The following is a 25,411-nucleotide window of genomic DNA, read 5'->3' as shown; positions in this document are numbered from 1 at the left end:
TCCCACCGTGTTTCGAAGGGAGATCGAATGACCCTCACCCCTGCCCAACAACGTGCTGTGGCTTGGCTGGCGCTGGCCGCCGCTGTCTTCGGCGCCTTATGGCTGCTGGCGCCCGTGTTGTCGCCCTTCGTGGCCGCCGGTGTGTTGGCCTATGCGTTGGCGCCGCTGGTGGAGCGCTTGTCCCGGCGCATGCCCCGCTTGCTGGCCGTGCTGCTGGTCGAAACCGGTGTCATCGTTTTGCTGCTCACCTTGGTGCTGATGGTGGTTCCCATCTTGCTCAAGGAATTGCCCCTGTTGCGCGAGCAGATTCCGGTGATGGCGGCGCGACTGAACGAATCGTTGTCGCCCTGGTTGGCGCAGTGGGGGTTCACGCTGAGCCTGGATGTGGCTTCCATCAAGGATTTCGTCATTCGCCACCTGGGCGCCAACAGCGAAGACGTGGCGGCGGCGGTGCTCGGCTCGGTCAAGCTGGGAGGCAGCGTGCTGTTGGCGGTGGTGGGCAATTTGGTGCTCATCCCGGTGGTGTTGTTCTATTTGTTGATGGACTGGCCGCAGGTGTTGGCGCGGGTATGGACCTTGGTGCCGCCCAAGTTTCGCGACTCGGCGGCAGGCTTCTTGCGAGAGACCGACGACATGCTGGGCCACTACCTGCGAGGGCAGTTGATGGTGATGGGCGCTTTGGCGCTGTACTACACCGTGGCGTTGGCCTTGGCCGGCTTCGAACTGGCCGTACCGCTGGGCGTCTTCACGGGCATGGCCATCTTCATCCCTTATGTAGGCTTTGGATTGGGCTTGGTGCTGAGCTTGCTGGCGGGTGTGCTGCAGTTCACCAGCTTGTACGGCGTGCTGGCCGTGCTGGTCATCTACGGCGTGGGCCAGGTGGTGGAGAGTCTGTGGTTGACCCCGAGGCTGGTGGGCGAGCGCATCGGCTTGTCTCCGCTCATGGTCATCTTCGTGCTGCTGGCCTTCGGGCATCTGTTGGGCTTCGTGGGTGTTCTCGTCGCGCTGCCGCTGTCGGCCATCGGCCTGGTGGCCCTGGCTCGCGCCCGTCGGCGCTACCTGGGCAGCGACCTCTACTTGAAATGACGGGTTTGACCCAGCAGTTGCCGTTGGACCTGGGGCCTGCACCCGACCCCAGCTTCCAGCGCTTTTTGCCCGACGGCAACGAAGCCTTGTTGGCGCACTTGATGGCCCTCGAGCCAGGGCAGCCGCCCACCTTGCTGTGGGGCCCGGCTGGCGCTGGCAAAACCCATCTGTTGCATGCCCTGGCCCGCCAAGCTCAAGACCGTGGCGCCGTGGTGGCGGCTTTCTCGGCCCAAACGCCGGCGCCTTGGGCCTTGCCCCCGGCCGCCCAGTGGGTGCTGATGGACGACGTGCACCGCTTGGATGCGACCCAGCAGCACGCCGCCTTTGCCGTGTTCATCGATGCCGTGGGTCAGGGTGCCACGGTGGTGGCCAGCAGCGCTTGTCCCCCGGTGGATCTGAACCTGAGAGACGACTTGCGCACGCGCCTGGGCTGGGGGCTCACTTTTGCGTTGAACCCGCTCCCTGAGGACGCTTTGCGGCGGCTGCTGGCACAGGAAGCCCACCACCGAGGTTTGCGCTTGCCATCGGAGCTGCTGAACTATGTGCTGCAGCGTTTCGAGCGTCACCCCGGCAGTTTGATGCGCTTGCTGGAGCAACTCGACCACACCGCGCTGCGCTTGCAGCGCGCCCCCACCGTGCCGCTGCTGCGGCAGATGCTCAACGATGAATCTCACCCTGTTTGACCTGGACGGAACCCTGCTGCCTTTCGACTCGGATCACGCCTTCGGGCAGTACCTGATCGACCAAGGTTGGGCCGATGGCGACGACTGGGCGGCTCGCAACGATCGGTTTTATGCCGACTACTGCGAGGGCCGCCTGGACCTGAACGCCTACATCGACTTCACCACCAGCGCGTGGCGGCATCGGCCTTTGCCCGAGGCACTGGCCTTGCGCGAGCGTTTCGTGGCGGAGGTCATCCTGCCGGGCGTGCACGACAATGCGCGCGATCTGGTGCGGCGTCACCAAGACGCGGGCGATTTGGTGGCCTTGGTGACGGCCACCAACGAGTTCGTCACCGCTCCCATCGCCGAGGCCTTCGGCATTCCGCACCTGATCGCGGTGGAGTTGGCGCGCGAGCCCGACGGTCGGTTCGGTGGACGCATCGAGGGGGTGCCTTCGTTCCAGGCGGGCAAGATCACCCGGGTGCAGGATTGGCTGGCGCGCCTGGGCCGGCGCTGGAACGACTTCGCGGAGACCCGCTGCTACAGCGACTCCCCCAACGATTTGCCGCTGCTGGAAGCCGTGAGCCACCCGGTGGCCACCAACCCCAACGCGGCGCTGGAAGCCACCGCACTTGAGCGCGGCTGGCCCGTGCTGAGGCTGTTTGCATGATCAAGAAACTCATCCATCGACTGCTGGGCAAGGGCGACCGCTCTGCCGGACCCGTGCTGGGCACGCGCACCGAGATCGGCCTGGCCGAGCATGGCATCGACCCCAGCTTGCTGGACGAGCGAGCCACCCGCGTGGTCAAGACCTTGCAAGACGCCGGGTACGAGGCCTACATCGTGGGCGGTGCGGTGCGCGACCTGTTGCTGGGCCGGCGGCCGAAGGACTTCGACGTGGCCACCAACGCCACGCCCGAGCAAGTCAAGTCGCTGTTCAAGCGGGCCTTCATCATCGGGCGGCGCTTTCGCATCGTGCACGTGGTGTTCGGGCGCGGACGCGAGCACGAGGTCATCGAGGTGTCCACCTTCCGCGCTTTGCTGAGCGAGTCGTCGGCCCAGCGCGTGACCGGCAACGAAAAAACCAGCAAGACCGAGTTGGCGGGCAAGAGCCACGTGGTGGACGAGAGCGGGCGCGTGCTGCGGGACAACGTTTGGGGCCCGCAGGTGGAAGACGCGGCGCGCCGCGACTTCACCATCAACGCCATGTACTACGACCCGGCGCGCCAGTTGGTGGTCGATTACCACGGCGGCCTGAAGGACATCCGCGCCAAGCTGCTGCGCATGATCGGCGACCCCGAGACGCGCTACCGCGAGGACCCGGTGCGCATCCTGCGGGTGGTGCGCTTCGCCGCCAAGCTGGGCTTCACCATCGAGCTGGCCACGCGTTCACCCATCGTGGCCTGTGCCAAGCAATTGCCCGAGGTGCCGATCTCTCGCCTGTTCGACGAGATGGTCAAGCTGCTGCAAACCGGCCACGGTTTGGCCAGCCTGGAGGCGCTGAAGGCCCAGGGCCTGGGCCGCGGCTTGTTCCCCGTGCTGGACGCCGTGCTGCAGCCTGACGGCAGCCTGCCCGAAGGACCGCGGGGCGACTTTGTGCGCCAGGCCCTGCAAGACACCGATGCTCGCGTGGCCGATGGACGCTCGGTGGTGCCCAGCTTCTTGCTGGCCTGCTTGCTGTGGCACGACGTGAAGGCGCGTTGGCAAACCCTTCGCAGTCAAGGGGAGCCGCCGGTGCCGGCGTTGCAGCAAGCCATCGACCAGGTGTTCGACGCTCGCGTGGGCGACATCTCCGGGCGCGGCAAGCTGGCGGCCGACATGCGCGAGATCTGGCTCATGCAGCCTCGTTTCGAGCGCCGTGGCGGCTCGGGCCCCTACAGCTTGATCGAACAGCCGCGCTACCGCGCCGGCTTTGATTTCCTGCGCCTGCGCGCCGACGTGGGCGATGCCGACCCGGCGCTGGCCGATTGGTGGGAGGACTTTGCCCTGGGCGGTGACGACGATCGCACGGCCTTGATCGAAGACGCCAAGGCGGCTGAGCGGGCGGTTCGCCAGCAGCGCCCACCGCGCTCGTCGGCCGAGGCAAGCTCCGCCGACGAGGGCCCCGAGCCGCTGGCGGGCCCGGCCAAGAAGCGTCGCCGCCGCCGCCGGCCCAGCAAGGGGCGGGGCGAGGGGGGCAGCGCTGCGGCGATTGACGCACCCGGCGGCGAGTGAGCCTCCGATCCCGTCTTGCTTATGTGGGCCTGGGCGCCAACCTGGGCGACCCACTGGCCGCTTTGCGCAGCGCTGCGCAGGCGCTGGCCTCGCACCCGGCCGTCGCGGCCTGGCAGGCTTCGCCGCTTTACCGAACGGCGCCGGTGGATGCAGACGGTCCCGCCTTCGTGAACGCCGTGGTGGCCTTGGACACCCCTCTGGCGCCCGAGGCGTTGTTGGAGGTCTTGCAGGCCATCGAGCAGGTCCATGGGCGCGAGCGACCCTATCGCCACGCGCCCCGCACCCTGGACTTGGACTTGCTGCTGCACGGCGAGGCCCGGCGCGACACACCCACGCTGACGCTGCCGCACCCGCGCCTGCACCAGCGCGCCTTTGTGCTGCGGCCTTTGCTGGACCTGGCGCCCGGACTGACGGTGGAGGGCTTAGGGCCCCTCAGCGACTGGCTCCCCACCGTGGCCGACCAGGCGATCGAGCCCCTGGCAGAGCGGCTTCACTGACCCAGGCTGGTTTCGAAGTAGCGCTGGGCGGCGAACACGATGGCCGACATCAGCGCCGCGCCCCCGCACAACAGGCCGGCCACGGCCGCCAGGATGGGCGCCCAGCGCGCATCGGGGGCGGGCTCCAACGGGTTGTGGCGGGCGTTCCAGCGCTCGTCCGAGGTCAAGGCGATGTGGATGGCGTTGAAGGCGCCCCAAGCCAGCATCAGCCCCAGAACCGGCAGGGTCCAACTGGCGAAGGCGTCGGCGGCCCCGTTTTCTTGGAACTGGCGCAGGCCCAGCCAGCCCAGCAGGGTGGGCCAAGGGTGCAGCCAAACCCATCGGTCGTTCCATCCGTGAAGGTAGAGGCGATGGGCGCCCAGGCTGCCGAACAGCAACGCCAACCAGGCGGCCACGCCTTTGGTCTTCGCGCCGCTCATGCCGCGGGCTCCGCGTCGCCCACGCCCAGGGCGCGTTGCATGAACACCACGTCCAGCCAGCGCTCGAACTTCCAGCCGGCTGCTCGCATCACGCCCATGTCGGCAAAGCCCAGCGCGCGGTGCAGGGCGATGGAGCCCGCATTCGCGCTGTCGCCGATCACGGCGACCATCTGCCGCGCCCCCGCGGTTTCGCAGCGGGCGACCAGTTCGGCCAGCAGCGCGCGTCCCACCCCCTGGCCCTGGGCCTCGGGTGCGAGGTAGATCGAGTCCTCCAGGCAGAAGCGGTAGGCCATGCGCGGCCGGAAGTAGTTGGCGTAGGCGTAGCCGAGCACCACGCCGCTGCGCTCCGCCACCAAGTAGGGCAGGCCGCGGCCCAGCACCTCGTCACGGCGCCGGGCCATTTCGGCCTCGTCGGGGGCATCCAGTTCAAAGGTGCCGGTGCCATGGTGCACGGCATGGGCGTAGATGGTCGTCAGGGCGGCCACATCGGCGGCCGTACTTGCACGGATGCACAGCGCGGGTGGCGAGCTGACGCCGGGTTGGGGTGTGTTCATCGGGGGTTTTGCCTATAATCGCGGGCTTTGCGCTGGCTGCGCGGGCCTCACCCACAGGTTGGGGGCCAAAGCGGCGTATCTACGGCGCACATCCTAGAGCCTGGTCATGCCGGGCTGTTTTCAGGTTCTGCTTGTCCCTGCTGTGTCCCTGGGTCGGGTGAACTGCCTTGATTATTGAAAGACATCAACCATGGTCGTGATCCGTCTCGCTCGCGGTGGCTCCAAGAAGCGCCCGTTCTACAACATCGTCGTGGCCCCCAAGCAGGAGCGCCGCGATGGCCGCTTCATCGAGCGCGTGGGCTTCTACAACCCCGTGGCCTCGGGCAATGCCGAATCGCTGCGCATCGCCCTGGACCGCGTGGCCCACTGGGCCGGCGTCGGCGCCCAACTGAGCCCGGTGGTGGACCGCCTGGTCAAGCAAGCCAAGAAGGCTGCCGCCTGAGGCAGTGGCCATGACCACCCCCATGCCGGCCGACGCCATTCCCGTCGGTCGCGTGGCCGGGGCGTTCGGCGTGAAAGGCTGGATCAAGGTCCAGCCTTTTTCTTTGGACGCATCGGCCCTGATCGGCAGCCGCACTTGGTGGCTGCAAAGCGATGCCCCGCGGCCGCAAGCGCTGCCGGCCAGCTTGGCCGTGAAAGCGCTGCGCGAGCAGGGCGAGTTCCTGGTCGCCCAGGTGGACGGCGTGGACGACCGCAACGGGGCCGAGGCCCTGCGCGGCGTCACCCTGCATGTGCCGCGCTCGGCGTTCCCGAAAACGCAGGACGGCGAGTTCTATTGGATCGACCTGATCGGGTTGTCGGTGGTCAACCGCCTGGGACAGGCCGTGGGCACGGTCATCGGGCTGATCGACACCGGCCCGCACTGCGTGTTGCGCATCGCTCCCCCTGGCGTCGCCGCCCCCACGCCGGCCCAAGAGGTCTTGATTCCTTTCGTGGCGCAGTTCGGCTGCGACGTGGATCTGGCCGCCCGCCGGATCGCCGTCGACTGGGAGCTGGGCTGGCAAGACGGGGAGTGACCGCCCGATGCGATTCGACCTGTTGACGCTGTTTCCGGAGTTGATCGCGCCGCACTTGGTGCATGGCATCAACCGCCGGGCATTTGCCAACGGTCAGGTCGATGTGCGCTGCTGGAACCCGCGCGACTTCGCCGACGACGCCTACCGTCGCGTGGACGACCGCCCCTTCGGCGGGGGGCCTGGCATGGTCATGATGGTCGAACCGCTGGAGCGCGCTCTGGCCGCGGCCCGTGCCGACCGCGGCGGTGCGGCTTGCCCGGTGTTGCACTTCAGCCCCGCCGGCCGGGTGCTGACGCAAGCCGAGGTGCAAACCTGGGCGGAGTCGGAGGGCGCCATCCTGGTGTGCGGCCGCTACGAAGGCATCGATCAGCGTTTCGTGGATCGGCACGTCACGCACGAGCTCAGCTTGGGCGACTTCGTCCTCAGCGGCGGCGAATTGCCGGCTCTGGCCTTGCTGGATGCCGTGGCGCGGTTGCAACCCGGCGTGTTGGGCGATGCTGCGTCGCACCAGCAGGACAGTTTTTCCGACGGGCTGTTGGATTGCCCGCACTACAGCCGGCCCGAGCAACTGGGCGACGACCTCGTACCGCCCGTGCTGCTGAGCGGCCACCACGCGCACATCGAGCGCTGGCGGCGCGAGCAATCGCTGCGGCTGACGCAGCAGCGGCGGCCCGACTTGATCGTGGCCGCTCGCGCGGCCGGGCGCTTGAGCCGCGCCGACGAGGCCTACTTGGCCTCGCTGGCTTGATCTCGGCTATACTTGAAGGCTTTTCGATCCTCTACTGGGCCACTTTGAGAGCGCCAGCACGATCGCTTGGAGAACCCCATGGACTTGATCCAAACCCTCGAACAAGAGGAAATCGCCCGCCTGAACAAGACGATCCCGGCCTTCGCCCCCGGTGATACGGTGATCGTCAGCGTCAACGTGGTGGAAGGCACCCGCAAGCGCGTGCAGGCCTTCGAAGGCGTCGTGATTGCCAAGCGCAACCGCGGCCTGAACAGCAGCTTCATCGTGCGCAAGATCTCCAGCGGCGAAGGCGTGGAACGCACCTTCCAGCTGTACAGCCCCTTGATCGCCAGCATCGAAGTCAAGCGTCGTGGCGATGTGCGTCGCGCCAAGCTCTACTACCTGCGCAGCCGTTCGGGCAAGAGCGCCCGCATCAAGGAAAAGCTGGCTTGATTGCCGCCTTCCTGGGTTCAGCAAGCCGCCTTCGGGCGGCTTTGTTGTTTCTGCGGCCTATCCTGTGCCCATGAGTGCTGCGCGACCGATCCTCAACCCCCGCGACGTGCCAGTCGGCCAGGTGGATGCCCACCTGCCGTCGCTCCCCGCAGCCTGGCTGACGCCCGATGCGCTGCGCGAGCATTGGTCGCGCGTGCCGCTGGTGGCGCCGGAGCGTCCCGGTGACGGCAACCTTTGGCCGGGTCGCGCACCGCGCGCCGCCGCCGTGCTCGTGCCCTTGGTTCGGCGTCCCGAGGGCGTTCAGGTGTTGCTGACGCGGCGCACCGAGGCGCTGAAAGACCACGCGGGGCAAATCAGCTTTCCGGGCGGGGCAGTGGACGACAACGACGGCGATGCGTGGGCCACGGCGTTGCGCGAGGCCGAGGAGGAGATCGGGCTGGATCGTCGCCACGTCGAACCCCTGGGCGTGTTGCCGGTGTACAGCACGGTCACGGCCTTCGAGGTGACGCCCTGCGTCGCGCTGGTCGAGCCGGGCTTTTCTTTGCGCCTGCAGGCCGAGGAGGTGGCCGACGCCTTCGAGGTGCCGCTGAGCTTCTTGATGAACCCCGCCCACCATCAGCGGCATCGCATCGACTTCATGGGCGCGCAGCGCGAGTTCCTTTCCATGCCCTGGCCCGATGCCTCGGGGCATTTCATTTGGGGGGCCACGGCGGCGATGCTGCGCAACCTCTATCACCAGCTGACCCAAGGCCGTTGAACGCGGCCTCTATGATTTCCGGATGAACTTCTTCGCGGTGTTGTTCGCCTTGCTGTTCGAGCAGCTCAAACCCCTGCCGCATGGCAACGCCGTGCATCGCGGCGTGGTGTCTTGGTCCAAGTGGTGCGGCCGCAATTTCGACGCCGGCGCACCGCACCATGCAACGGTGGTGTGGCTCGTGACCGTGATGGCGCCCACTGTGCTGGTGGCCGCGCTGTATTGGCTCATCGTGTCGCAGTCGCTCATCGCCGCGCTGTTGTTCGATGTGGCGATCCTGTACCTGACGCTGGGTTTTCGGCAGTTCAGCCACTACTACACCGACATTCGCGACGCCCTGGAACGCGGCGACGAGTTGGCGGCACGCCAGCAACTGGCCGAGTGGCAGCACGTGGACGTGAGCGAGTTGCCCCGCACGGAGTTGCTTCGCCATGTCATCGAGCACTCGCTGTTGGCGGCTCATCGCCACGTGTTTGGGGTGTTTTTCTGGTTCGTGCTGTTGTCCACCCTGGGTTGCGGGCCGGCGGGGGCGGTGCTTTTCCGGCTGGCCGAGTTCGCCAGCCGTTACTGGGCGTTTCGCAGCATCACGCTGGACACGCCGCTGCACGAGCGCCTTCACCGCTTTGCCGAGCGCGCGTTTGCCTGTATCGACCACGTGCCCGCGCGGCTGACAGCGGCGGGCTTCGCCATCGTCGGTAATTTTGAAGAGGCGGTGAACGGATGGCGGCGCGATGCCACCCTGTGGGCCCAGCCGAACGAAGGCGTGATCCTGGCGGCGGCAGCGGGCGCGGTGGGTGTGCAGCTGGGGGGCGCCGCCGCACCCAGCATGACGCCCGATCGCAGCAAAGGCATGAATGCGGGGGCGCCCTCGGGGGCCAACGCGGCCAGCGGCTCCACGCCGGGCGAGGTGCCCACCAACGCGCACCTGCTGTCGGTGGTGCGCTTGGTGTGGCGCTCGGTGGTGCTGTGGATGCTGTTGCTGGCTTTGCTGACCTTGGCCAAGCTGATCGGCTGAGCGTAAGGCGTCCCCAAACGAGAGGCCCCGCTGTGCGGGGCCTCGGTTTTTCAGGCGGTTGCGCTGTTCAGCGCAGGATGGTTTGTTGCATGAACAGGATCATGGCGAGCTGCTGGTAGTCGCTGTTTTCCTTGCGGGCAAAGCCGTGGCCTTCGTTCTCGGCGCGCAGGTACCAGACCGGGGTGCCCAGCTCGCGCACCTTGGCCACGATTTGCTCGGCCTCGGTGTACGGCACGCGGGGGTCGTTCTTGCCCTGGATGACGAACAGCGGCTTTTGGATCTTCTGTGCGTTGGTCAGGGGCGAGATGCGGTCCAGGAACTCCTTCATGGCCGGGTCGCGCTCGTCGCCGTACTCGACCCGACGCAGGTCTCGGCGGTAGCTTTCCGTGTTGTTCAGGAAGGTCACGAAGTGGCTGATGCCGACGATGTCGATGGCGCCGGCGATGCGGTCGCTGTAGTGCGTGGCCACTGCCAGGCTCATGTAGCCGCCGTAGCTGCCGCCGGCCACGATGACGCGGTCGGCGTCCAGGTCGGGTTGGGTCTTGATCCAGTCGAGCAGGGCGCCGATGTCTTTGACCGAGTCTTCGCGCTTGAAGCCGTTGTCCAGCGTCACGAAGGTTTTGCCAAAGCCGGTGGAGCCGCGCACGTTGGGCTGGATGACGGCGACGCCCAGCTCTTGGATGAAGTACTGCCAGCGCCCCATGAAGCCGACCGTGGCCTGAGCCTCGGGGCCACCGTGGATGCTGATGAGCACGGGGCGCTTGCCGATGAAGCTGGCGGGGGGGCGGCTGAGCAAGCCGCTGATGCTCAGGCCGTCGAAGCTTTTCCAGCGCACGATCTCGTGGTCGCGGTAGGTGCTGGGATCCAGGCCGGGAGGCACCACGGCTTGCGTCCATGGCTGGTTGCGTTGTTGGGCGTCCAGCACGTGGATTTGGCTCGGGCCCTGGGCGCTGTTCACGCTGTAGGCCATCAACGGCAGCTTGGGGTGGAAGGCGGTGGCGCCCACCGAACCGGCGGCGGTGCCCTTGGGGACCGGACGCTCCTTCCAGGTGCGGGTGTCGACGAAGCGCATTTCAGTGCGGCCGTCGACGTTGGCTTGCACCACCAGGGTCTTGCCATCGGGGCTCAGGCTGCCGCCGCTGATGTCCCAGGGGATGTGGGCGGTGATGCGGCGCAGGTTGTGGGTCTTGAAGTCGAACACCGCGAGCTCTCGAAACTCGCCGAAGCGGTCGGTGCTGACGAGCATCGAGCGACCGTCCTTGCTGAATCCTCCACCGAAGTACACGGCTTTGGGCTCGTCGCTGCCCGGCCGGGGCAGCAGTTGCACGGGCTTGCCGGCTTGGGGGCCTTCCAAGTCCATGACCCACAGTTGCGACTCGTTGACGCTGATGTAGCGCGTGAGCGCCATGCGCAGGCCGTCTTCGCTGATGTCCCCCCCGAACCAGCCACCGCCTTCCAGTTCGGCCAGCTTGCGGCGTTCGGCGCTGGGGTTTTGGGCTTCGGGGTTGACGGCCCAGAAAGTGGTCATGACTTGCGCGCGCGTGCCGCCTTGGGCGGTGCGGTCGATGGGCACGCTGCTGTAGACGATTTCGCCCTGGGGCTTGCGCCAGCCGGCCAGCGCATGGCGTTCGTCCACCGGGGTGAGGCGCACCGCAGCGCCGCCGTCGAAGCCTTGGCGGTAAATCTGGGTCACTTCGTTGCCGCCGGCCGCACGGCTGAACACGATGTAACGCCCGTGCGTGGGTTCGTAGCTGCCCCCGCTGGCCGGTTCCGGGCCTTGGGTGACGGGCATCAGCGAACCCCGAGCGGTGTCCAAACGGAACAACTGGGCCGTGCTGGCACCGGCATCGCGGTGGCTGACCAGCATCTCGGCCTTGGTGGGGTGCCAGTCGCTGAAGCCGTGGCCCCGGAACTCGGTGTAGGCCGCCACGCGCTGGGCCAAGGCGGTGCTGATGGGCGGTATGCCTTCGATGTGCAGCGCCGCCGGCGGGGTGACCACGTCGACCGCGGGGGTCTGGGCGACAGCGACTGCTCCGGCCAGCAGGCAGGTCAGCATCAGGGGACGCAAAAGAGGTGTCATGGAATCGCTCAAGGGCTGAGTGATGGAAGGTGGCGATTTTCAGCAGCGCGCCCCGTGGTGCCAAAAGTTGCCCTCAAAAGGGGCAGGGGCTGTCGAGCGCCAACTCGCCGCCGTCGGGGTGGGGCACTTGCAAGCGCTGGGCGTGCAGCATGAGCCGATCGGCGGGGCGATGGGGGTCGTACAGCGCGTCGCCCACGATGGGGTGGCCCAGCGCCAACAGGTGCACCCGCAATTGGTGCGCGCGGCCTGTGCGCGGTGTGAGCATCAGGCGCGTCCAAGGCCCTTCGTGCCCCAAGCGTTGCCAAGCGGTTTGGCTGGGACGGCCGGTGGCGTGGCAGACCTTCTGTCGCGGGCGCTGCGGCCAGTCGGCCACCAAGGGCAGGTCGATCAGCCCCTCGGGGCCGGGGTCGCCCCACACCAGGGCGACGTAGGTCTTTTGGGCCAGGCGCTGCTCGAAGGCACGGCTCAGGGCTTGCTGGGCTGCAAGATGGCGCGCGAACAGCAGCAGGCCGGAGGTGGCTTGGTCCAGGCGGTGCACCACGCGCAGGCCGGGGTGTCGAGCGTTGGCTCGGCTCAGCGCGCAGTCTTGCTTGTCAGCTCCGCGGCCCGGCACGGAAAGCAGGCCGGCCGGCTTGTCGACCGCGACCACGGCCGCGTCGACGTGACGCTCAAAAGGCATCCACCCAGCCCGATTGGAGGGCGCTTTGCGGGTTGGAGCCCGCCCGCTGGACGGTGTGCAGCGCGGCGTCGGTGTCTGCTCCCAGGGCCTTGAGCACGCAGGCGGCCACGGTGCCGGTGCGGCCGATGCCGTGGGCGCAATGAAGCAGCACGGACTCGCCGCCGCGGAGCGACTCGGCCAGCGCGCGCACGCCATCGGCAAACGCGCGGGCGTCGTCGTGCAGGCCGAAGTCGGCCATGGGCAGGGCCTGCCAGCGGCAGGGCAGGGCGTGGCGCTCGATGGCCTCGGCGTACGCCGGCGCGCCTCGCTCCACTTCCACCCAGGGCGTGAGGCAGACGATGCGCGTGAGGCCCGCTGCCCGCGCCAGGGTGAGGAAGTCGGGCCACGACTCGCGGCGTCCGGGCATGGCGTGCAGCCAGAGGCGACCGGCGACGTCAGCGGGCAAGGGCAGGGGGCGGAAGCTCATGCGGGTATTGTCCGGGTGCTCCAATGCAGGGCATGACTGAATCCGATCATCCTGCCGTGGCGCGGGTCCGCGCCGCGTTGCAAGCGGCGGGCCACCCTCACGAGCCCCGCTGGCTGCCCGAGGGCGCCCACACGGCCGCCGACGCCGCCGCCCAGCTGGGCGTGCCGGTGGGGGCCATTGCCAAGAGCGTGGTGATGCGCGCGGGCGACGGGGCCGTGCTCTGCATCACCGCTGGCGATCGCCGGGTGGCCCCGCAACGCCTGCCGGCCGATGTGGGCTCCGTGGGTCGGGCCGACGCTGACGCTGTGCGCCGCCACACCGGCTTCGCCATCGGCGGTGTGTCGCCCTTGGGTCATCTGCCGGCGGCTGGCTGCACGGCGCCGCAACTGTTGATGGACGAGAGCCTGTGGCGCTTCGACACCGTGTGGGCCGCGGCCGGCCACCCGCACGCGGTGTTCGCCGCCAGCCCGGATGCCCTGCAACGATTGACCGGCGCCCGCGTGCTGCCGTTGAGCGATGACCCGGCCTGAGTCCCCCTGCGTGCGGGTGTGCGTGATGGACGCGGTCTCCGGCCTGTGCCGCGGATGCGCGCGCACGATGGACGAGATTGCGCGCTGGGGCCGGGCCAGCCCCGCCGAACGCGAGGCCGTTTGGCAGGCCCTGCCGCAGCGCCGGTCCCGGCTGGGCTGGTCGTCGCCCAACCACATCGTTTCTCCCTCCCGAACGGAGCCGAACTGACATGCGCTTGAAGTCGTTGGATGTTGACGCCCTCTGGGCCCTGGCCCGCATCGGCGAGCCGTCGCTCAGCCCCGATGGCTCGGAGGCCGTGGCCGCCGTCACGCGGCACGACATGGCGAGCAACACGGCCCGCAGCGCGCTCTATCGCTTCTCCACTTTGGGGGGCGAGCCCCAGCGACTGACCGAAGCCGGCGACAAAGACGGCGCCCCGCAGTGGAGCCCCGATGGCGCACACATCGGCTTCATTGCCAAGCGCGAGCAAGGCGGCGTGAAGGACGACGAGCCGCAGCTCTACCTGCTGCCCACCGCCGGTGGCGAAGCCCGCCGGACCGGCGTCGTCCCCACCGGCGTGGTGGCTTTCCGGTGGCTGCCCGACGCTCGCCGGGTGCTGCTGGTGTCCTGGGTGTGGCCTGACCTGCGTGGCATGGACGCTCAGGCCAAGGCACTGGCGGCCCACAAGGCCCGCAAGGACACCGCCTACGTCACCAGCGAGGCCCTGTACCGCCATTGGGACCACCACGTGCCGCAAGGCCGCGTGCCGCACCTGTTGATGCTGGACACGGCCACCGGGAGGGTCAAAGACCTGTTCGCCGGCACCCGTTACGAACTGACCCGCACCGACCCCGGGTTGAACGACTTCGCCGTCGCGCCTGGCGGTCGTCGCGCGGCCTTCGTGGTGGATTTGGCCGACGAGAAGCGGGTCGACAACCTGCACGCCCTGGCCGAGGTCGACCTGCGCTCCGGCGAGGTGCGCGTGTTGTTGCAAGACGCCGAGTGGGACTTCAGCGCACCGGCCTACAGCCACGCCGGCCAGCACCTGGCCTTTCTGGCGGCTCACCGCGGCCAGCGTCACACGGCGCCCGAGCAACTGGCGGTGCTGGACACCCACGGCCAATGGGCCGTGCTCAGCGCGGATTGGGACCGCGCCGTCGCCGCGCCGCTGCGCTGGACCGACGATGACTTGGCCATCCGCTTCACGGCGGAAGACCGAGGCCGGCGCCACCTGTGGCGGTTTGATCTGAACAGCCGCAGCGTGCAGCACGAGTTCGAAGGTGGCAACGCCACCGCCTTCGATGCTCGCGCCGGTGCCGTGGTGGTCCTGCACGACAGCGTGCAGTTCCCGCCGCGGCTGAGCGTGCTCACCACCGGCACGCCGCGCCGCATCGAGGCCCTGAACGATGCCGCTCTGGCGACCCACGCCTGGGGCCGGCACGAGGAGGTTGTGTTCACCGGCGCCCAGGGCGATGAGGTGCAGATGTGGCTCGTTTACCCCCCGAGCTTCAACCCGCGACGCAAGCACGCGGTGATGCACGTCATCCACGGCGGCCCGCACACGGCGTTTGGTGACAGCTGGCATTGGCGCTGGAACCATCAAGTGATGGCTCAGCAGGGCTACGTGGTGGCCTGCGTGAATTACCACGGCTCGTCCAGCTTTGGGCATGCCTTCTTGGACAGCATCACCCACCGTTGGGGCCAGTTGGAATTGCAGGACGTGGAGGCCGCCACCGATTGGCTGCTGGAGCAGCCTTGGGTGGACGCGAAGCGCATCGTCGCCACGGGCGGCAGCTACGGCGGCTACATGGTGGCCTGGATGAATGGGCACGTGAAGCCCGGGCGCTACCAGGCCTACGTGTGCCACGCCGGTTGCTACGACTGGCAAGCCATGTTCGCCACCGACGGCTACACCTGGTTCCCCAAGGAGCTGGGGGCCGCCTATTGGGACGACCCGGCGCACGTGGCCTCCCAAAGCCCGCACGCCCGGGCCCAGCACTTCGCCACGCCCACCTTGGTGATGCATGGCGCGATGGACTACCGCGTGCCTGACGCCCAGGGCTTGGCCTACTACAACACCCTGAAGGCGCGTGGCGTGGCGGCGCGGCTGGTGTGGTTCCCGGACGAGAACCACTGGGTGCTCAAGCCGCGCAACAGCCAGCTTTGGTATGGCGAGTTCTTCGCCTGGCTGGCGGCCCACACGGCCCCTCGGGCCTCGGCCAAGAAAAAGGCCAAGCGCTGAGCTTGGCCTGTCGAGGAGCCGGCTGGCAGGCTCAGTGCCCGCTGGCGCCGGCGGCGCCGAGGCCGGTTTCCGAGCGCACCTGCTGGGCCGGGAAGGCGCTGCGCTCCTTCGCGGCCTGGGCGCTGCGGTCCAAGACCGACACCAACCAGATCACCACGAAGGCCGCGGTCATCGAGAACAGCGCCGGCGAGCTGTAGGGGAACCAAGCCGAGCCTTTGGGGTGGCCCAGCGTGGCTTCCCACACCGAGGGCGACACCACGGTCAGCGCGACCGAACTCACCAAGCCCACGAAGCCGCCGATCACGGCGCCCTTGGTGGTGCAGTCCTTCCACAGCACGCTCATGAACAGCACCGGGAAGTTGGCGCTGGCGGCGATGGCAAAGGCCAAGCTGACCATGAAGGCGATGTTCTGCTTCTCGAAGGCGATGCCAAGCACCACGGCCACCACGCCCAGCGCGAGGGTGGTGATGCGCGACACCTTCAGTTCGGCCGCGCTGTCGGCCTTGCCCTTCTTGATGAGCGTGGCGTAGATGTCGTGCGACACCGCCGAGGCGCCCGACAGGGTCAGACCCGCGACCACGGCCAGGATGGTGGCGAAAGCCACGGCCGAAATGAAGCCGTAAAACACGTTGCCCCCCACCGTTTTGGCCACCAGCACCGCGGCCATGTTGGCCGTGCCCGCCCCGCCACTGATCACGCCTTTGCTCGTGTCGGCCATTTCGGGGTTGGTGAGCACCAAGGTGATGGCACCGAAGCCGATGATGAAGATCAGCACGTAGAAGTAGCCGATCCACGTGGTGGCCCACAGCACGCTCTTGCGGGCTTCCTTGGCATCGGGCACGGTGAAGAAGCGCATCAGGATGTGCGGCAGCCCGGCGGTGCCGAACATCAGCGCCATGCCGAAGCTGATGGCCGAGATTGGGTCCTTGATGAAGCCGCCCGGGCCCATGATCGACAGGCCCGCTTTGCTGGCTTCTTCCGCCGACTTGCCGCCATGGGCCGCGATGTCGGTCTTCACCGACACGGCCTTGGCGAACAGCGCCTCAGGGCTGAAACCGTACTGGGCGAGCACCATGATGGCCATGAAGGTCACGCCCGACAGCAGCAGCACCGCCTTGATGATCTGCACCCAGGTCGTGGCCGTCATCCCGCCGAACATCACGTAAACCATCATCAGCGCGCCGACCAGCACCACGGCTACCCAGTACTCCAGGCCGAACAGCAGCTTGATCAAAGCCCCCGCGCCCACCATCTGGGCGATCAGGTAGAACGCCACCACCACCAGCGTGCCGCTGGCCGCGAAGGCGCGGATGGGGCCAGCCTGGAAGCGGTAGCCCGCCACGTCGGCGAAAGTGAACTTGCCCAGGTTGCGCAGGCGCTCGGCCATCAGGAAGGTGATGATGGGCCAACCCACGAGGAAGCCGATCGAGTAGATCAGTCCGTCAAAGCCCGAGGCCATCACCGCGGCCGAGATGCCGAGGAACGAAGCCGCCGACATGTAGTCGCCCGCGATGGCCAAGCCATTTTGAAAGCCCGTGATCCCGCCACCGGCCGTGTAAAAGTCGGCCGCCGAGCGGGTGCGCGAGGCGGCCCATTTGGTGATCCACAGCGTCCCCATCACGAACAGCCCGAACATCGCAATGGCCGTCCAGTTGGTGGCTTGTTTGGCCGTCGGGCCGAGGTCGCCCCCGGCGGCCCAGGCGGCTCCGGCCAGCAGCAGCGCCATGGCGCCGAGTGCGGTTTTGTGCGGCGCGTTCATCAAGCGGCCTCCTTCAGAAGGGATTGCGTCAGCGCGTCGAACTCACGGTTGGCCTTGCGCACGTAGATGGCCGTGACGACCACGGTGAACACGATCACGCCCATCCCGATGGGCACGCCCAGCGACGTGACGCCAGCGCCCAGCGGTTGGGCCAGAAAGGGCTTGTCGAAGGCGATCAGCGCGATGAAGCCGTAGTACACGGCCAACATCAGCGCGGTGAGGGTGAACCCCAGCGCGTTGCGCTTGCGCTTGAGCTCTCGGTACTTGGGGTGGCGCTGAATGCGCTCGACGACGGACTCGCTCACGGGGCATCTCCTTGGGTGGCTGCGGGGCGGCGAGGGTGGCCAACGCCTCACCTTGCCGATGCATTGTTCGGAGGCCGGCTGACAAAGACCTTACGTGCTCGAAGGTCTCGCTCGGCCCTGACGCCGAACCACCAACCGTGAAGCATTGGGCGGTGATGGGGGATACCCGGCCCCCGATGGTCCCGTCGACCTCCCTAGGATCAGGCATCTGCCGCCGAGAGGAGGTCCACCATGGACTGGTTCTTCAACCGCCTGACCACCCTGCGGTCTCGTCTGTACGCCATCAGCCTGCTCATGAGCGTGCTGATGGTGGCCTTGGTCATGTTGATGTTGAGCGTCACCAGCCAGCAGGTTGATGCCCTGCGCTCGATCTACGAGAACCGGGTGTTGCCGCTCAAGCAAATCAAGCTGATGGCCGATGCCTACTCCATCAACATCCTCGACACCTGCCACAAAGTCCGAAATGGCGTGGTGAGCTGGCAAGACGGCGTCCAATCCGTCAAACAGGCGCGAGCGGTGGCTGAACGGGAATGGAAGGCTTACACCTCTCACCCCCTGACCGCCGAGGAGCAAAAGCTCGTGGACGAGATCAAGCCCTTGCATCAGGCCGCCGACAAGGTGGTGGACGAGATCTTGACCGTGTTGGCCGAAGAGGACGAGCCCGTGCTGGTCAGCATCATCAGCCGGCGGCTTTACCAGCGTTTCGATCCGGTCACCGAGCGGCTCAACGCACTGGTCAGTGTGCAACTGGCGGTGGCCAAGGCCGATTACGAGCAGGGCGTGGCGCGCTACCAGCGCAGCCGCTGGGTGGCTGGCGTGGGGCTGGTTGGGGCCTTGGTCTTGGGCTTGGGCCTGGCGCTGCTGGTGTCGAGGCGCATCTTGACTTCGCTGGGGACCGAGCCGCGAGCGCTGCGTGAGGCGGTGACCGCCATCAGCGAGCAAGACTTGACGCAGCCCTTGATCACCGAGCGAGGCGACCAAACCAGCGTGGCCGCCAATGTGGACCGCATGCGCTTGGCTTTGCGTGACTTGGTCGGCTTGATGCGCGACGGCTCTACCGAGTTGCGCCAGTCGGCCTCGGAAATCAGTTCGGGCAACATGAATCTGTCATCGCGTACCGAAACCACGGCATCGGCCATGGCCGACGCCACCCACCGGCTGAGCGAGGTCATTGAGCGCGTGCGCGAGCGCGCGAACAGCCTGCTGCATGCGCGCAGCGTCGTCAGCAACACGCGCAGCGTAGCCGAGCACGCGGGTCAGCAAATGAACGAAGTCACCACGACCATGCGCGGCATCAACGAGGCCTCGCGGCGCATTGGCGACATCATTGGCACCATCGATGGCATCGCCTTCCAAACCAACATCCTGGCCTTGAACGCGGCCGTCGAAGCCGCCCGGGCGGGGGAGCAAGGGCGCGGCTTTGCGGTGGTGGCCGGTGAGGTGCGGCTGTTGGCGCAACGCAGCGCCGAAGCCGCCAAAGAGATCAAATCGTTGATCGCCACCAGCGTCGAGCGCGTCGATGCCGGGGCGACCCAGGTCGACGGCACGGGCGCCACCCTGCAGAGCATGGTCACGGACATCCAGAAGCTGGCTGACATCGTGGGCCACATCGCCAGCGACGCCCAGCGGGACGACCAAGACATGGGGCAGGTGCTGGAGCGCTTGAGCGGCGTGGACCACGCGGTGCAGCAGAACGCCGCGCTGGTGGAGGAGATCGCGGCCTCCAGCCAAAGCCTCAACGATCAGTCCGACCGACTGGCCCGCACCTGCGCGGGCTTCAAGACCTGATCAGTGCTCTTTCTTGGGCAGGTGCAACAGGCGGTCGGTGTAAGCGATGGCCATGGCGGACAGCAGGAACACCACGTGGATGAGCGTTTGCCACAGCAACACCTTCTCGCTGTAGTTCTCGGCGTTGATGAAGGTTTTCAGCAGGTGGATGCTGGAGATGCCGATGATGGCCGTGGCAAGCTTGACCTTCAGCACCGAGGCGTTCACGTGGCTGAGCCACTCGGGTTGGTCGGGGTGACCCTGCAGGTTCATCCGTGAGACGAAAGTCTCGTAGCCACCGACGATGACCATGATCAGCAGGTTGCTGATCATCACCACGTCGATCAACGCCAGCACCACCAGCATGATGATGGTCTCGTTCAGGCCGGTGATGGCGGTGGCAGCGGCGGGCTTGTAGCCGATGCTGGTCACCAGCTTGGCCAATGCCGCTTGGTTGCCGAACGCCGCCTCGATGAGGTGAACCAGTTCCACCCAAAAGTGAAAAACGTACACCGCTTGCGCCAGGATCAGGCCCAGGTACAAGGGCAACTGCAACCAGCGGCTGGCGAAGATCAGGTTGGGAAGAGGCGCACGGCGCATGGGGGCTCTCAGCGTGGAGGGGTGGCGGATTCTAGGTAGTCACCCGGATGCTTCGGGTAAGGCGGTCGTCAGCCGCGCTGTCCACAATGCGCCGCGATGGCGGCACGAACCGCCTTGACCTTGCCCACTGTTTGGAGACCTGCATGACCCCAGCCATCTATCCGCCCGCTGCCACCGGTCGCATCCAAGGCATGACCGCCTACGATGCCTTGTGCCGCGAGGCGGAGGCCGACTACGCCGGCTACTGGGCGCGCCTGGCCCGCGAGTACTTGAACTGGCACCGGCCGTTCACGCAGACGCTCGACGACAGCCAAGCCCCTTTCTTCAAGTGGTTCGAGGACGGCGAACTCAACGTCTCTTACAACTGTCTGGACCGCCACGTGGCGGCTGGCAAGGGCGATCGCACCGCGATCATTTTTGAAAGCGACGACGGCCAGGTGCGCCGCGTCAGTTACGCCGAGATGCTGGCCATCACCAGCCGCATGGCCAATGTGCTGCAGGCGCGCGGGGTGAAGAAGGGCGACCGCGTCGTCATCTACATGCCCATGTCGGTCGAGGGCATCGCGGCCATGCAGGCCTGCGCGCGCATCGGCGCCACCCACTCCGTGGTGTTCGGGGGCTTCTCGGCGCACAGCCTGCGCGACCGCATCCAAGACGCGGGCGCCGTGGCCCTGATCACCGCCGACGAACAGATGCGCGGCGGCAAGGCGTTGCCGCTCAAGGCCATCGTGGACGAGGCGCTGGACGGTGGCAGTTGCCCCACGCTGAAAGACGTCATCGTGTGGCGTCGCACCGGGGGGCAGGTGGGCTGGGTGCCCGGCCGCGACCTGTGGCTGCACGACCTGCTGGACGGGGTGAGCGACCAGTGTCCGCCGGTTTGGGTGGGCGCTGAGCACCCGCTGTTCCTCCTGTACACCTCGGGCTCCACCGGCAAGCCCAAGGGCGTGCAGCACAGCAGCGGCGGCTACCTGCTGCACGCGGCGCTCACCACGAGTTGGACCTTCGACCTGCAAGACAACGACGTGTTTTGGTGCACGGCCGACATCGGCTGGGTTACGGGGCACAGCTACATCGCCTACGGCCCGCTGGCCCTGGGCGGCACGCAAGTCGTGTTTGAGGGCGTGCCCACCTACCCGGACGCCAGTCGCTTCTGGCAGATGATCGCCAAGCACAAGGTCAGCATCTTTTACACGGCGCCCACGGCCATCCGCTCGCTCATCAAGGCGGCCGAAACGCACGACGCCGTGCACCCCAAGCACCACGACCTGAGCAGCCTGCGCCTGTTGGGCAGCGTGGGCGAGCCCATCAACCCCGCCGCCTGGGAGTGGTACTTCAAGAACGTGGGCGGTGGCCGCTGCCCCATCGTGGACACCTTCTGGCAGACGGAGACCGGCGGGCACATGATCACACCGCTGCCAGCGGTCACCCCCATGGTGCCCGGCAGCTGCACCTTGCCCTTCCCGGGCATTCAGGCCGCCATCGTGGACGAGATGGGCAACGACGTGCCCCATGGCACCGGGGGCATCTTGGTGGTCAAGAAGCCCTGGCCCAGCATGATCCGCACCATCTGGGGCGACCCGGAGCGCTTCAAGAAGAGCTACTACCCGGAGGAGCTCAAGGGCTGCTACTTGGCGGGCGATGGCGCCATCCGCAGCGCCGACCGCGGCTACTTCACCATCACGGGCCGCATCGACGACGTGCTCAACGTCAGCGGTCACCGCCTGGGCACGATGGAAATCGAGTCGGCCTTGGTGTCCCACACGGAACTGGTGGCCGAGGCTGCCGTGGTGGGCCGCCCCGACGACCTGACCGGCGAGGCCATTTGCGCCTTCGTCGTGCTCAAGCGCGCACGCCCCACCGGGGACGAGGCCAAGGCCATTGCCAACGAGTTGCGCAACTGGGTGGGCAAGGAGATCGGGCCCATCGCCAAGCCCAAAGAGATTCGCTTTGGCGACAACCTGCCCAAGACGCGCAGCGGCAAGATCATGCGCCGCCTGCTGCGCTCGCTGGCCAAGAACGAGCCCGTCACCCAAGACACCTCGACGCTGGAGAACCCCGCCATCCTGGACCAGTTGGCGCAAGCCATCTGATGCCGATGTGCGTGACAACGTCGCCGTGCTTCGGCAGCGGCGGCGACCGCCTCATCGCGAGGGGGTGACCTGCACGCGCCCGAAGAGGGGTGGCACGCTCAGGGTCAGCCTAGAAACGGCAGTTGGACACGGCCGAGTGCGTCGTGATGCGGTGCGCTGGCAAGGCGCGACGACGCAGCGGGCTCGTGCCCGCAAGGAGGAGCAACGCTGCCAGCGTGCGGCAGCGCGGTGCAATCGGCCGTGTAGCGCTCACACCCAAGCGGTGATCGTGGCCGTGCGTCAATCTCGATGGGGTGCCAATGACTTGCATGCGGAGGCGAGCGGTCAACTGCCGTTTTTAGGGTCAGCTCGCTTTCGGCATCGACGGTGGCGTTGGTGCGCCAGCAGGGCATCGAGTTCGTGCACCTTCCCGTGCTCTTCACGGCACCCACGGACGCAGCGCTCCGCCGAGCCTGCGTCCGCGCTGCCACTCGAACGACGACGCGGCCTTCGTCACCGGGCCGCATGGTCACAAGCTGATGGCGGTCGGCCAGCGGCCGGAGCCCGCCTGGGGCGAGGGCGTCAGACCAAGCCCGGCCAATCGTGGCCCACACGCGCCCACGCAGTGTCCAGCTCGCCCAGCAATTCGGCTGGCAAGGGGCCTTGGGCCACGATGGCCTCGGCAGCGGCCAGGTTTTCAAGCTTTTGGCTGCCCACCAGCACGCTGGCCACGCCCGGTTGGTGTGCAGCCCAGCGCAGGGCCAGATCGGGCCAGGGCAGGCCCAGGTCGGGCAGGGCGTGGTTCAGGCCCAAAGCCTGCCAGCGGTCCCAGTACTGGCCTTCGCAGAAGTCCTCGGGTCGTTGCGCCTTCGCCCACGCCCGCCCGCCCAGCGCGCGCTTGAGCAGCACGCCTTTGGGCGTCGCCGCGACCTGAGGCGCGTTGGCGCGGTCCACCAGGCTGAGGCTGCACTGCACGCTGGCGAAGCGATCGTCGGCCAGGGCGTGGGCCAGCTCGGCGTTCTCGCCGCTGTAAGCGGCCACGCGCAGCTTGCCGGCGCGCACGCAGTCGGCCAGGGCCTCGCTCACTTCGCCGCGCTGCAGCACGGGCAGCGGGCAGCTGTGCAGGTGGCCGATGTCGATGACGTCGGTGCGCATCAGGCGCAAGGCGCGCTCCACGCCCTGCACGATGCAGGGGTAGGTCCAGTCGGGCACGGCGTCCACGCCATAGCCGAACTTGGTGCTGAGCACGAACTCGTGCCGGCGGTGCGCCAGGTGGCGGCCGATGCGCTCCTCGCTGCGGCCGTAACCGCGGGCGGTGTCCACCAGGTTGAGGCCCAGGTCCAGTGCGCCGTTGAGCAAGTGGCCCACGGCGGCCTCGTCGTCGAGGCCGTCGAAGTGCATGGCGCCAAAGCCGACGCGGGTGACTTGCAGGCCCGTCAGTCCCAAGGGCTGGGGGGTCATTTCGTCGTGTGGATCAGCACGCGACCGAACAGCGGTGGCACGGTGATCGTCAGCTCGCTTTGCGCGTTGACGGTGGCGCCGACCCCAGGGGCCAGTGCATCGGCCCAGCGCTGGCCGGCGGGCAGGGTCAGGCGCAGCGTGCGGGGCTTGCGGTCGTTGTTCAGCACCACCAAGGCTTGCGTGGTGCCCAGCGTGCGTTGCAGGGCGATGAGGTGGTCGTCCAGGTGCAGCGGCGCTTCCAGCGTGCCACGTCGCAGCACCGGGTGGGCATGGCGCAGGGCGATGAGGCGCTGGAACTCGGCGCGCAGCGCCAGGTCGGGCTTGCCGCCTTCGTCCGGCCAAGGGTAGGTGGCGCGGTTGTAAGGGTCGTCGCCCCCGCCGACGCCGACTTCGTCGCCGTAGTAGACGGTGGGTGCGCCGGGAAAGCTCATCTGGAACAGCACGGCCAGGCGCAGGCGCTGCTTGGCCTCGGCCAGCTTGGCCGGGTCGACCTTGGGGTCGGTGTGCGGGTCGTTCGCAATCCCGAAGGCGTGCAGCGCGCGCGCTTGGTCGTGCGTGCTCAGCAGGCTCATGCTGGCCTGCAGCATGGGCGCGGGGTAGGACTCGCGGGTGAGCTCCAGGCTTTGGTAGACCGACGATGCCTTGCCGCCGGCCGCGAAGTCGAGCACGGCGTTGCGGAAGATGTAGTTCATCGTCGAGTCGAAGGTGTCGCCGAGGAAGTACTTGCTGGCGTCGAACCAGGTTTCGGCCACCGTCAGTGCCTGGCGATTTTCTTGTTTCACCACAGCCGACCATTCGCGCCAGAAGTCGTCGGGGACCCAGGGGGCGACATCCATGCGCCAGCCGGCCGCGCCCCGGCGCTGCCAGGTGCGGGTCACGCTGGTGTCGTCTTTGTAGGCGAAGCGGCGCCAGCTTTCGCTGGACTTGTCGAGCTCGGGCAGGTCGCCCACGCCCACCCAGCCTTGGTACTGCTGGTTGGGGTCGGTCTTGCTCAGGTCGAACTTGAACCAGTCGAAGTAGGGGCTGCTGGGGTTGGGCTTCCCGTTGGCGAAGGCCCCCGTCTTGCCACCGAAGTTGCCGAAGCGGTCGAAGTAGGGCGAGTCGGAGCCCACGTGGTTGAGCGAGGTGTCGGGGATGACGCGCATGCCGCGCCGGGCGGCCTCGCGGGTCAGGCGCTCGAAGTCGGCGTTGCTGCCAAAGCCCGGGTCGATCTGCAGGTAGTCACCCGTGTCGTACTTGTGGTTGCTGGCCGCGCGGAAGACCGGGGTCAGGTACAGCGCGTTGGCGCCCAGGGCTCGGATGTCGTCGAGCTTGTCGATCAGGCCAGCCAGGTCGCCGCCGAAGAAGTCGTTGTTGTGGATGGCATCGCCGCTGTCGCCGGGGCGGAAAGGCCGCTCCAGCCACTTGCCATGCACCTCCACCCCATGGTCTTGGTACTTGCTGCGACCGGGCTGTGGGTCGTTGGTCTTGTCGCCGTTTCGGAAGCGCTCAGGGAAGACGTAGTAGTAAACGATGTCGCTCGCCCAATCGGGCACGCGCAGGTCGGGCAGGTGCACGGTTTGCCGGTAGCGACGGATGCGCTTGGGGTTCTCGGGCAGGGCCTCGATGACGGCTGAGCCCATGGAGCCCTTTTCGCGGGTCCAGTAAATGCTGTCCTTGTTGTTTTGCAGCGCGTACCGGCCTTGGGCGGTTTCCACCTCGAACCAGTAGCCGTAAACGCCGATGGCATCGAAGCGGTACTCGCCCTCGAAGCGCGTGCCCAGTCCGTGGGGTTGGGGCTTCATCGCCACGCGGGCCAGCGGGTGGTACTCGAGCTTTTCTTGGTTGCCCACGAGCTCTCGGCGTTCCACCACCAGGGTGACGGCCTTCAAGCCCGGCACGTCGGCCCAGACGCGGAACTGGAAGGCGGTGCCTTTGGGCTGAGCGCCAAAGGGCTCCTTGTGCTCGCTGCTGCGGGAGTCGAAGCGCACGGCCAGGGCGGTGGCGTCGGTGATTTTGTGGTCGCTGCCGTCGCTGAAGGTCTTGGGGCCGATGGTCAGTGCGGGGCGGCCTTGGGCGTCGAACCGCGGGGTCAGG

Annotated in this window: 26 protein-coding genes; 16 read left to right on the top strand and 10 right to left on the bottom strand. The window is 67.5% G+C overall.

Going from position 1 to position 25,411, the window contains the following annotated elements; translation table 11 throughout:
* The first annotated feature begins 27 nt into the window (after positions 1–27).
* The 5 genes from O9335_RS09925 to folK are packed head-to-tail and all read left to right on the top strand — an operon-like array spanning position 28 to position 4,459.
* Entirely contained in the window at positions 28–1,086 is a 1,059-nt protein-coding gene (locus O9335_RS09925; protein ID WP_298387302.1) for an AI-2E family transporter, read from the top strand.
* Complete coding sequence (locus O9335_RS09920) at positions 1,083–1,769, top strand: DnaA/Hda family protein (RefSeq protein WP_298387299.1); 687 nt, start codon at positions 1,083–1,085, stop codon at positions 1,767–1,769. The genes O9335_RS09925 and O9335_RS09920 overlap by 4 nt, the downstream gene beginning before the upstream one ends.
* Positions 1,750–2,418 carry an HAD family phosphatase gene (locus O9335_RS09915; protein ID WP_298387296.1) on the top strand — a complete coding sequence of 223 codons (669 nt, stop codon included), beginning with the start codon at positions 1,750–1,752 and terminating at the stop codon, positions 2,416–2,418. Before O9335_RS09920 ends, O9335_RS09915 begins: the two co-directional genes overlap by 20 nt.
* Complete coding sequence (gene pcnB / locus O9335_RS09910; protein ID WP_298387293.1) at positions 2,415–3,962, top strand: polynucleotide adenylyltransferase PcnB; 1,548 nt, start codon at positions 2,415–2,417, stop codon at positions 3,960–3,962. The genes O9335_RS09915 and pcnB overlap by 4 nt, the downstream gene beginning before the upstream one ends.
* A complete protein-coding gene (gene folK, locus O9335_RS09905; RefSeq protein WP_298387289.1) occupies positions 3,959–4,459 on the top strand; it encodes a 2-amino-4-hydroxy-6-hydroxymethyldihydropteridine diphosphokinase in 501 nt (166 codons plus the stop codon). The genes pcnB and folK overlap by 4 nt, the downstream gene beginning before the upstream one ends.
* On the opposite strand, the gene O9335_RS09900 is transcribed toward folK, so the two are convergent.
* Both O9335_RS09900 and O9335_RS09895 read right to left on the bottom strand, forming a co-directional pair.
* A complete protein-coding gene (locus O9335_RS09900) occupies positions 4,453–4,878 on the bottom strand; it encodes a hypothetical protein (RefSeq protein ID WP_298387286.1) in 426 nt (141 codons plus the stop codon). The genes folK and O9335_RS09900 overlap by 7 nt on opposite strands.
* On the bottom strand, positions 4,875–5,432 hold the full coding sequence (locus O9335_RS09895) for a GNAT family N-acetyltransferase (RefSeq protein WP_298387283.1): 558 nt from the start codon (positions 5,430–5,432) through the stop codon (positions 4,875–4,877). The genes O9335_RS09900 and O9335_RS09895 overlap by 4 nt, the downstream gene beginning before the upstream one ends.
* 190 nt (positions 5,433–5,622) lie before the next feature.
* On the opposite strand from O9335_RS09895, the gene rpsP reads away from it, so the two are divergent.
* The 6 genes from rpsP (at position 5,623) to O9335_RS09865 (ending at position 9,397) form a co-directional block, all read left to right on the top strand.
* Entirely contained in the window at positions 5,623–5,874 is a 252-nt protein-coding gene (gene rpsP / locus O9335_RS09890; protein ID WP_298387280.1) for a 30S ribosomal protein S16, read from the top strand.
* A 10-nt stretch (positions 5,875–5,884) separates the two neighbouring features.
* Positions 5,885–6,448, top strand: coding sequence for a ribosome maturation factor RimM (rimM, locus tag O9335_RS09885; RefSeq protein WP_298387277.1), 564 nt, complete (start codon positions 5,885–5,887; stop codon positions 6,446–6,448).
* A 7-nt stretch (positions 6,449–6,455) separates the two neighbouring features.
* Positions 6,456–7,196 carry a tRNA (guanosine(37)-N1)-methyltransferase TrmD gene (trmD, locus tag O9335_RS09880; RefSeq protein ID WP_298387274.1) on the top strand — a complete coding sequence of 247 codons (741 nt, stop codon included), beginning with the start codon at positions 6,456–6,458 and terminating at the stop codon, positions 7,194–7,196.
* A 78-nt stretch (positions 7,197–7,274) separates the two neighbouring features.
* The gene (gene rplS, locus O9335_RS09875; protein WP_127680020.1) at positions 7,275–7,628 is read left to right on the top strand and encodes a 50S ribosomal protein L19; all 354 of its coding nucleotides are present in this window, start codon (positions 7,275–7,277) and stop codon (positions 7,626–7,628) included.
* Between the two features lie 70 nt (positions 7,629–7,698).
* Positions 7,699–8,385, top strand: coding sequence for a CoA pyrophosphatase (locus O9335_RS09870; protein ID WP_298387263.1), 687 nt, complete (start codon positions 7,699–7,701; stop codon positions 8,383–8,385).
* 22 nt (positions 8,386–8,407) lie between these two features.
* On the top strand, positions 8,408–9,397 hold the full coding sequence (locus O9335_RS09865) for a CobD/CbiB family protein (RefSeq protein WP_298387261.1): 990 nt from the start codon (positions 8,408–8,410) through the stop codon (positions 9,395–9,397).
* 67 nt (positions 9,398–9,464) lie between these two features.
* On the opposite strand, the gene O9335_RS09860 is transcribed toward O9335_RS09865, so the two are convergent.
* From O9335_RS09860 to O9335_RS09850, 3 genes are all read right to left on the bottom strand, one after another.
* Positions 9,465–11,477: an alpha/beta fold hydrolase gene (locus O9335_RS09860; protein WP_298387259.1), complete on the bottom strand. Its 2,013-nt coding sequence runs from the start codon at positions 11,475–11,477 to the stop codon at positions 9,465–9,467.
* A 73-nt stretch (positions 11,478–11,550) separates the two neighbouring features.
* Entirely contained in the window at positions 11,551–12,156 is a 606-nt protein-coding gene (locus tag O9335_RS09855) for a pseudouridine synthase (protein WP_298387257.1), read from the bottom strand.
* Positions 12,146–12,622 (bottom strand): tyrosine-protein phosphatase, encoded by a 477-nt coding sequence (locus O9335_RS09850; protein ID WP_298387256.1) that lies wholly within the window; start codon positions 12,620–12,622, stop codon positions 12,146–12,148. The genes O9335_RS09855 and O9335_RS09850 overlap by 11 nt, the downstream gene beginning before the upstream one ends.
* A gap of 32 nt (positions 12,623–12,654) precedes the next feature.
* Between O9335_RS09850 and O9335_RS09845 the strand changes: the two genes are divergently transcribed.
* The 3 genes from O9335_RS09845 to O9335_RS09835 are packed head-to-tail and all read left to right on the top strand — an operon-like array spanning position 12,655 to position 15,374.
* Positions 12,655–13,152 (top strand): YbaK/EbsC family protein, encoded by a 498-nt coding sequence (locus tag O9335_RS09845; protein ID WP_298387254.1) that lies wholly within the window; start codon positions 12,655–12,657, stop codon positions 13,150–13,152.
* Complete coding sequence (locus O9335_RS09840) at positions 13,139–13,360, top strand: DUF1289 domain-containing protein (RefSeq protein ID WP_298387252.1); 222 nt, start codon at positions 13,139–13,141, stop codon at positions 13,358–13,360. The genes O9335_RS09845 and O9335_RS09840 overlap by 14 nt, the downstream gene beginning before the upstream one ends.
* A 1-nt stretch (position 13,361) precedes the next feature.
* Complete coding sequence (locus O9335_RS09835) at positions 13,362–15,374, top strand: S9 family peptidase (protein WP_298387249.1); 2,013 nt, start codon at positions 13,362–13,364, stop codon at positions 15,372–15,374.
* Positions 15,375–15,405: 31 nt separating this feature from the next.
* Here O9335_RS09835 and O9335_RS09830 read toward each other — a convergent pair whose 3' ends face one another.
* Complete coding sequence (locus O9335_RS09830; RefSeq protein ID WP_298387246.1) at positions 15,406–17,133, bottom strand: cation acetate symporter; 1,728 nt, start codon at positions 17,131–17,133, stop codon at positions 15,406–15,408.
* Positions 17,133–17,438 (bottom strand): DUF485 domain-containing protein, encoded by a 306-nt coding sequence (locus tag O9335_RS09825; protein WP_298387243.1) that lies wholly within the window; start codon positions 17,436–17,438, stop codon positions 17,133–17,135. Before O9335_RS09825 ends, O9335_RS09830 begins: the two co-directional genes overlap by 1 nt.
* A 231-nt stretch (positions 17,439–17,669) precedes the next feature.
* Here O9335_RS09825 and O9335_RS09820 point away from each other — a divergent pair, with 231 nt between their 5' ends.
* Positions 17,670–19,226 carry a methyl-accepting chemotaxis protein gene (locus O9335_RS09820; RefSeq protein WP_298387241.1) on the top strand — a complete coding sequence of 519 codons (1,557 nt, stop codon included), beginning with the start codon at positions 17,670–17,672 and terminating at the stop codon, positions 19,224–19,226.
* Here O9335_RS09820 and O9335_RS09815 read toward each other — a convergent pair whose 3' ends face one another.
* Positions 19,227–19,805: a TIGR00645 family protein gene (locus O9335_RS09815; protein ID WP_298387238.1), complete on the bottom strand. Its 579-nt coding sequence runs from the start codon at positions 19,803–19,805 to the stop codon at positions 19,227–19,229.
* Between the two features lie 143 nt (positions 19,806–19,948).
* Here O9335_RS09815 and acs point away from each other — a divergent pair, with 143 nt between their 5' ends.
* Entirely contained in the window at positions 19,949–21,895 is a 1,947-nt protein-coding gene (gene acs / locus O9335_RS09810; protein WP_298387235.1) for an acetate--CoA ligase, read from the top strand.
* A gap of 561 nt (positions 21,896–22,456) precedes the next feature.
* Here the strand turns inward: acs and O9335_RS09805 are convergent.
* Positions 22,457–23,335 carry an aldo/keto reductase gene (locus O9335_RS09805; RefSeq protein WP_298387232.1) on the bottom strand — a complete coding sequence of 293 codons (879 nt, stop codon included), beginning with the start codon at positions 23,333–23,335 and terminating at the stop codon, positions 22,457–22,459.
* On the bottom strand, positions 23,332–25,411 hold a 2,080-nt coding region (locus tag O9335_RS09800; RefSeq protein WP_298387229.1), incomplete at its 5' end, for a glycoside hydrolase family 13 protein. The genes O9335_RS09805 and O9335_RS09800, both read right to left, overlap by 4 nt.

The organism is Inhella sp. (genome assembly GCF_027532025.1).
GTDB lineage: Bacteria > Pseudomonadota > Gammaproteobacteria > Burkholderiales > Burkholderiaceae_C > Inhella.
Note: the sequence above shows the minus strand (reverse complement) of the source record. Positions and strands in the feature narration are given on the sequence as shown.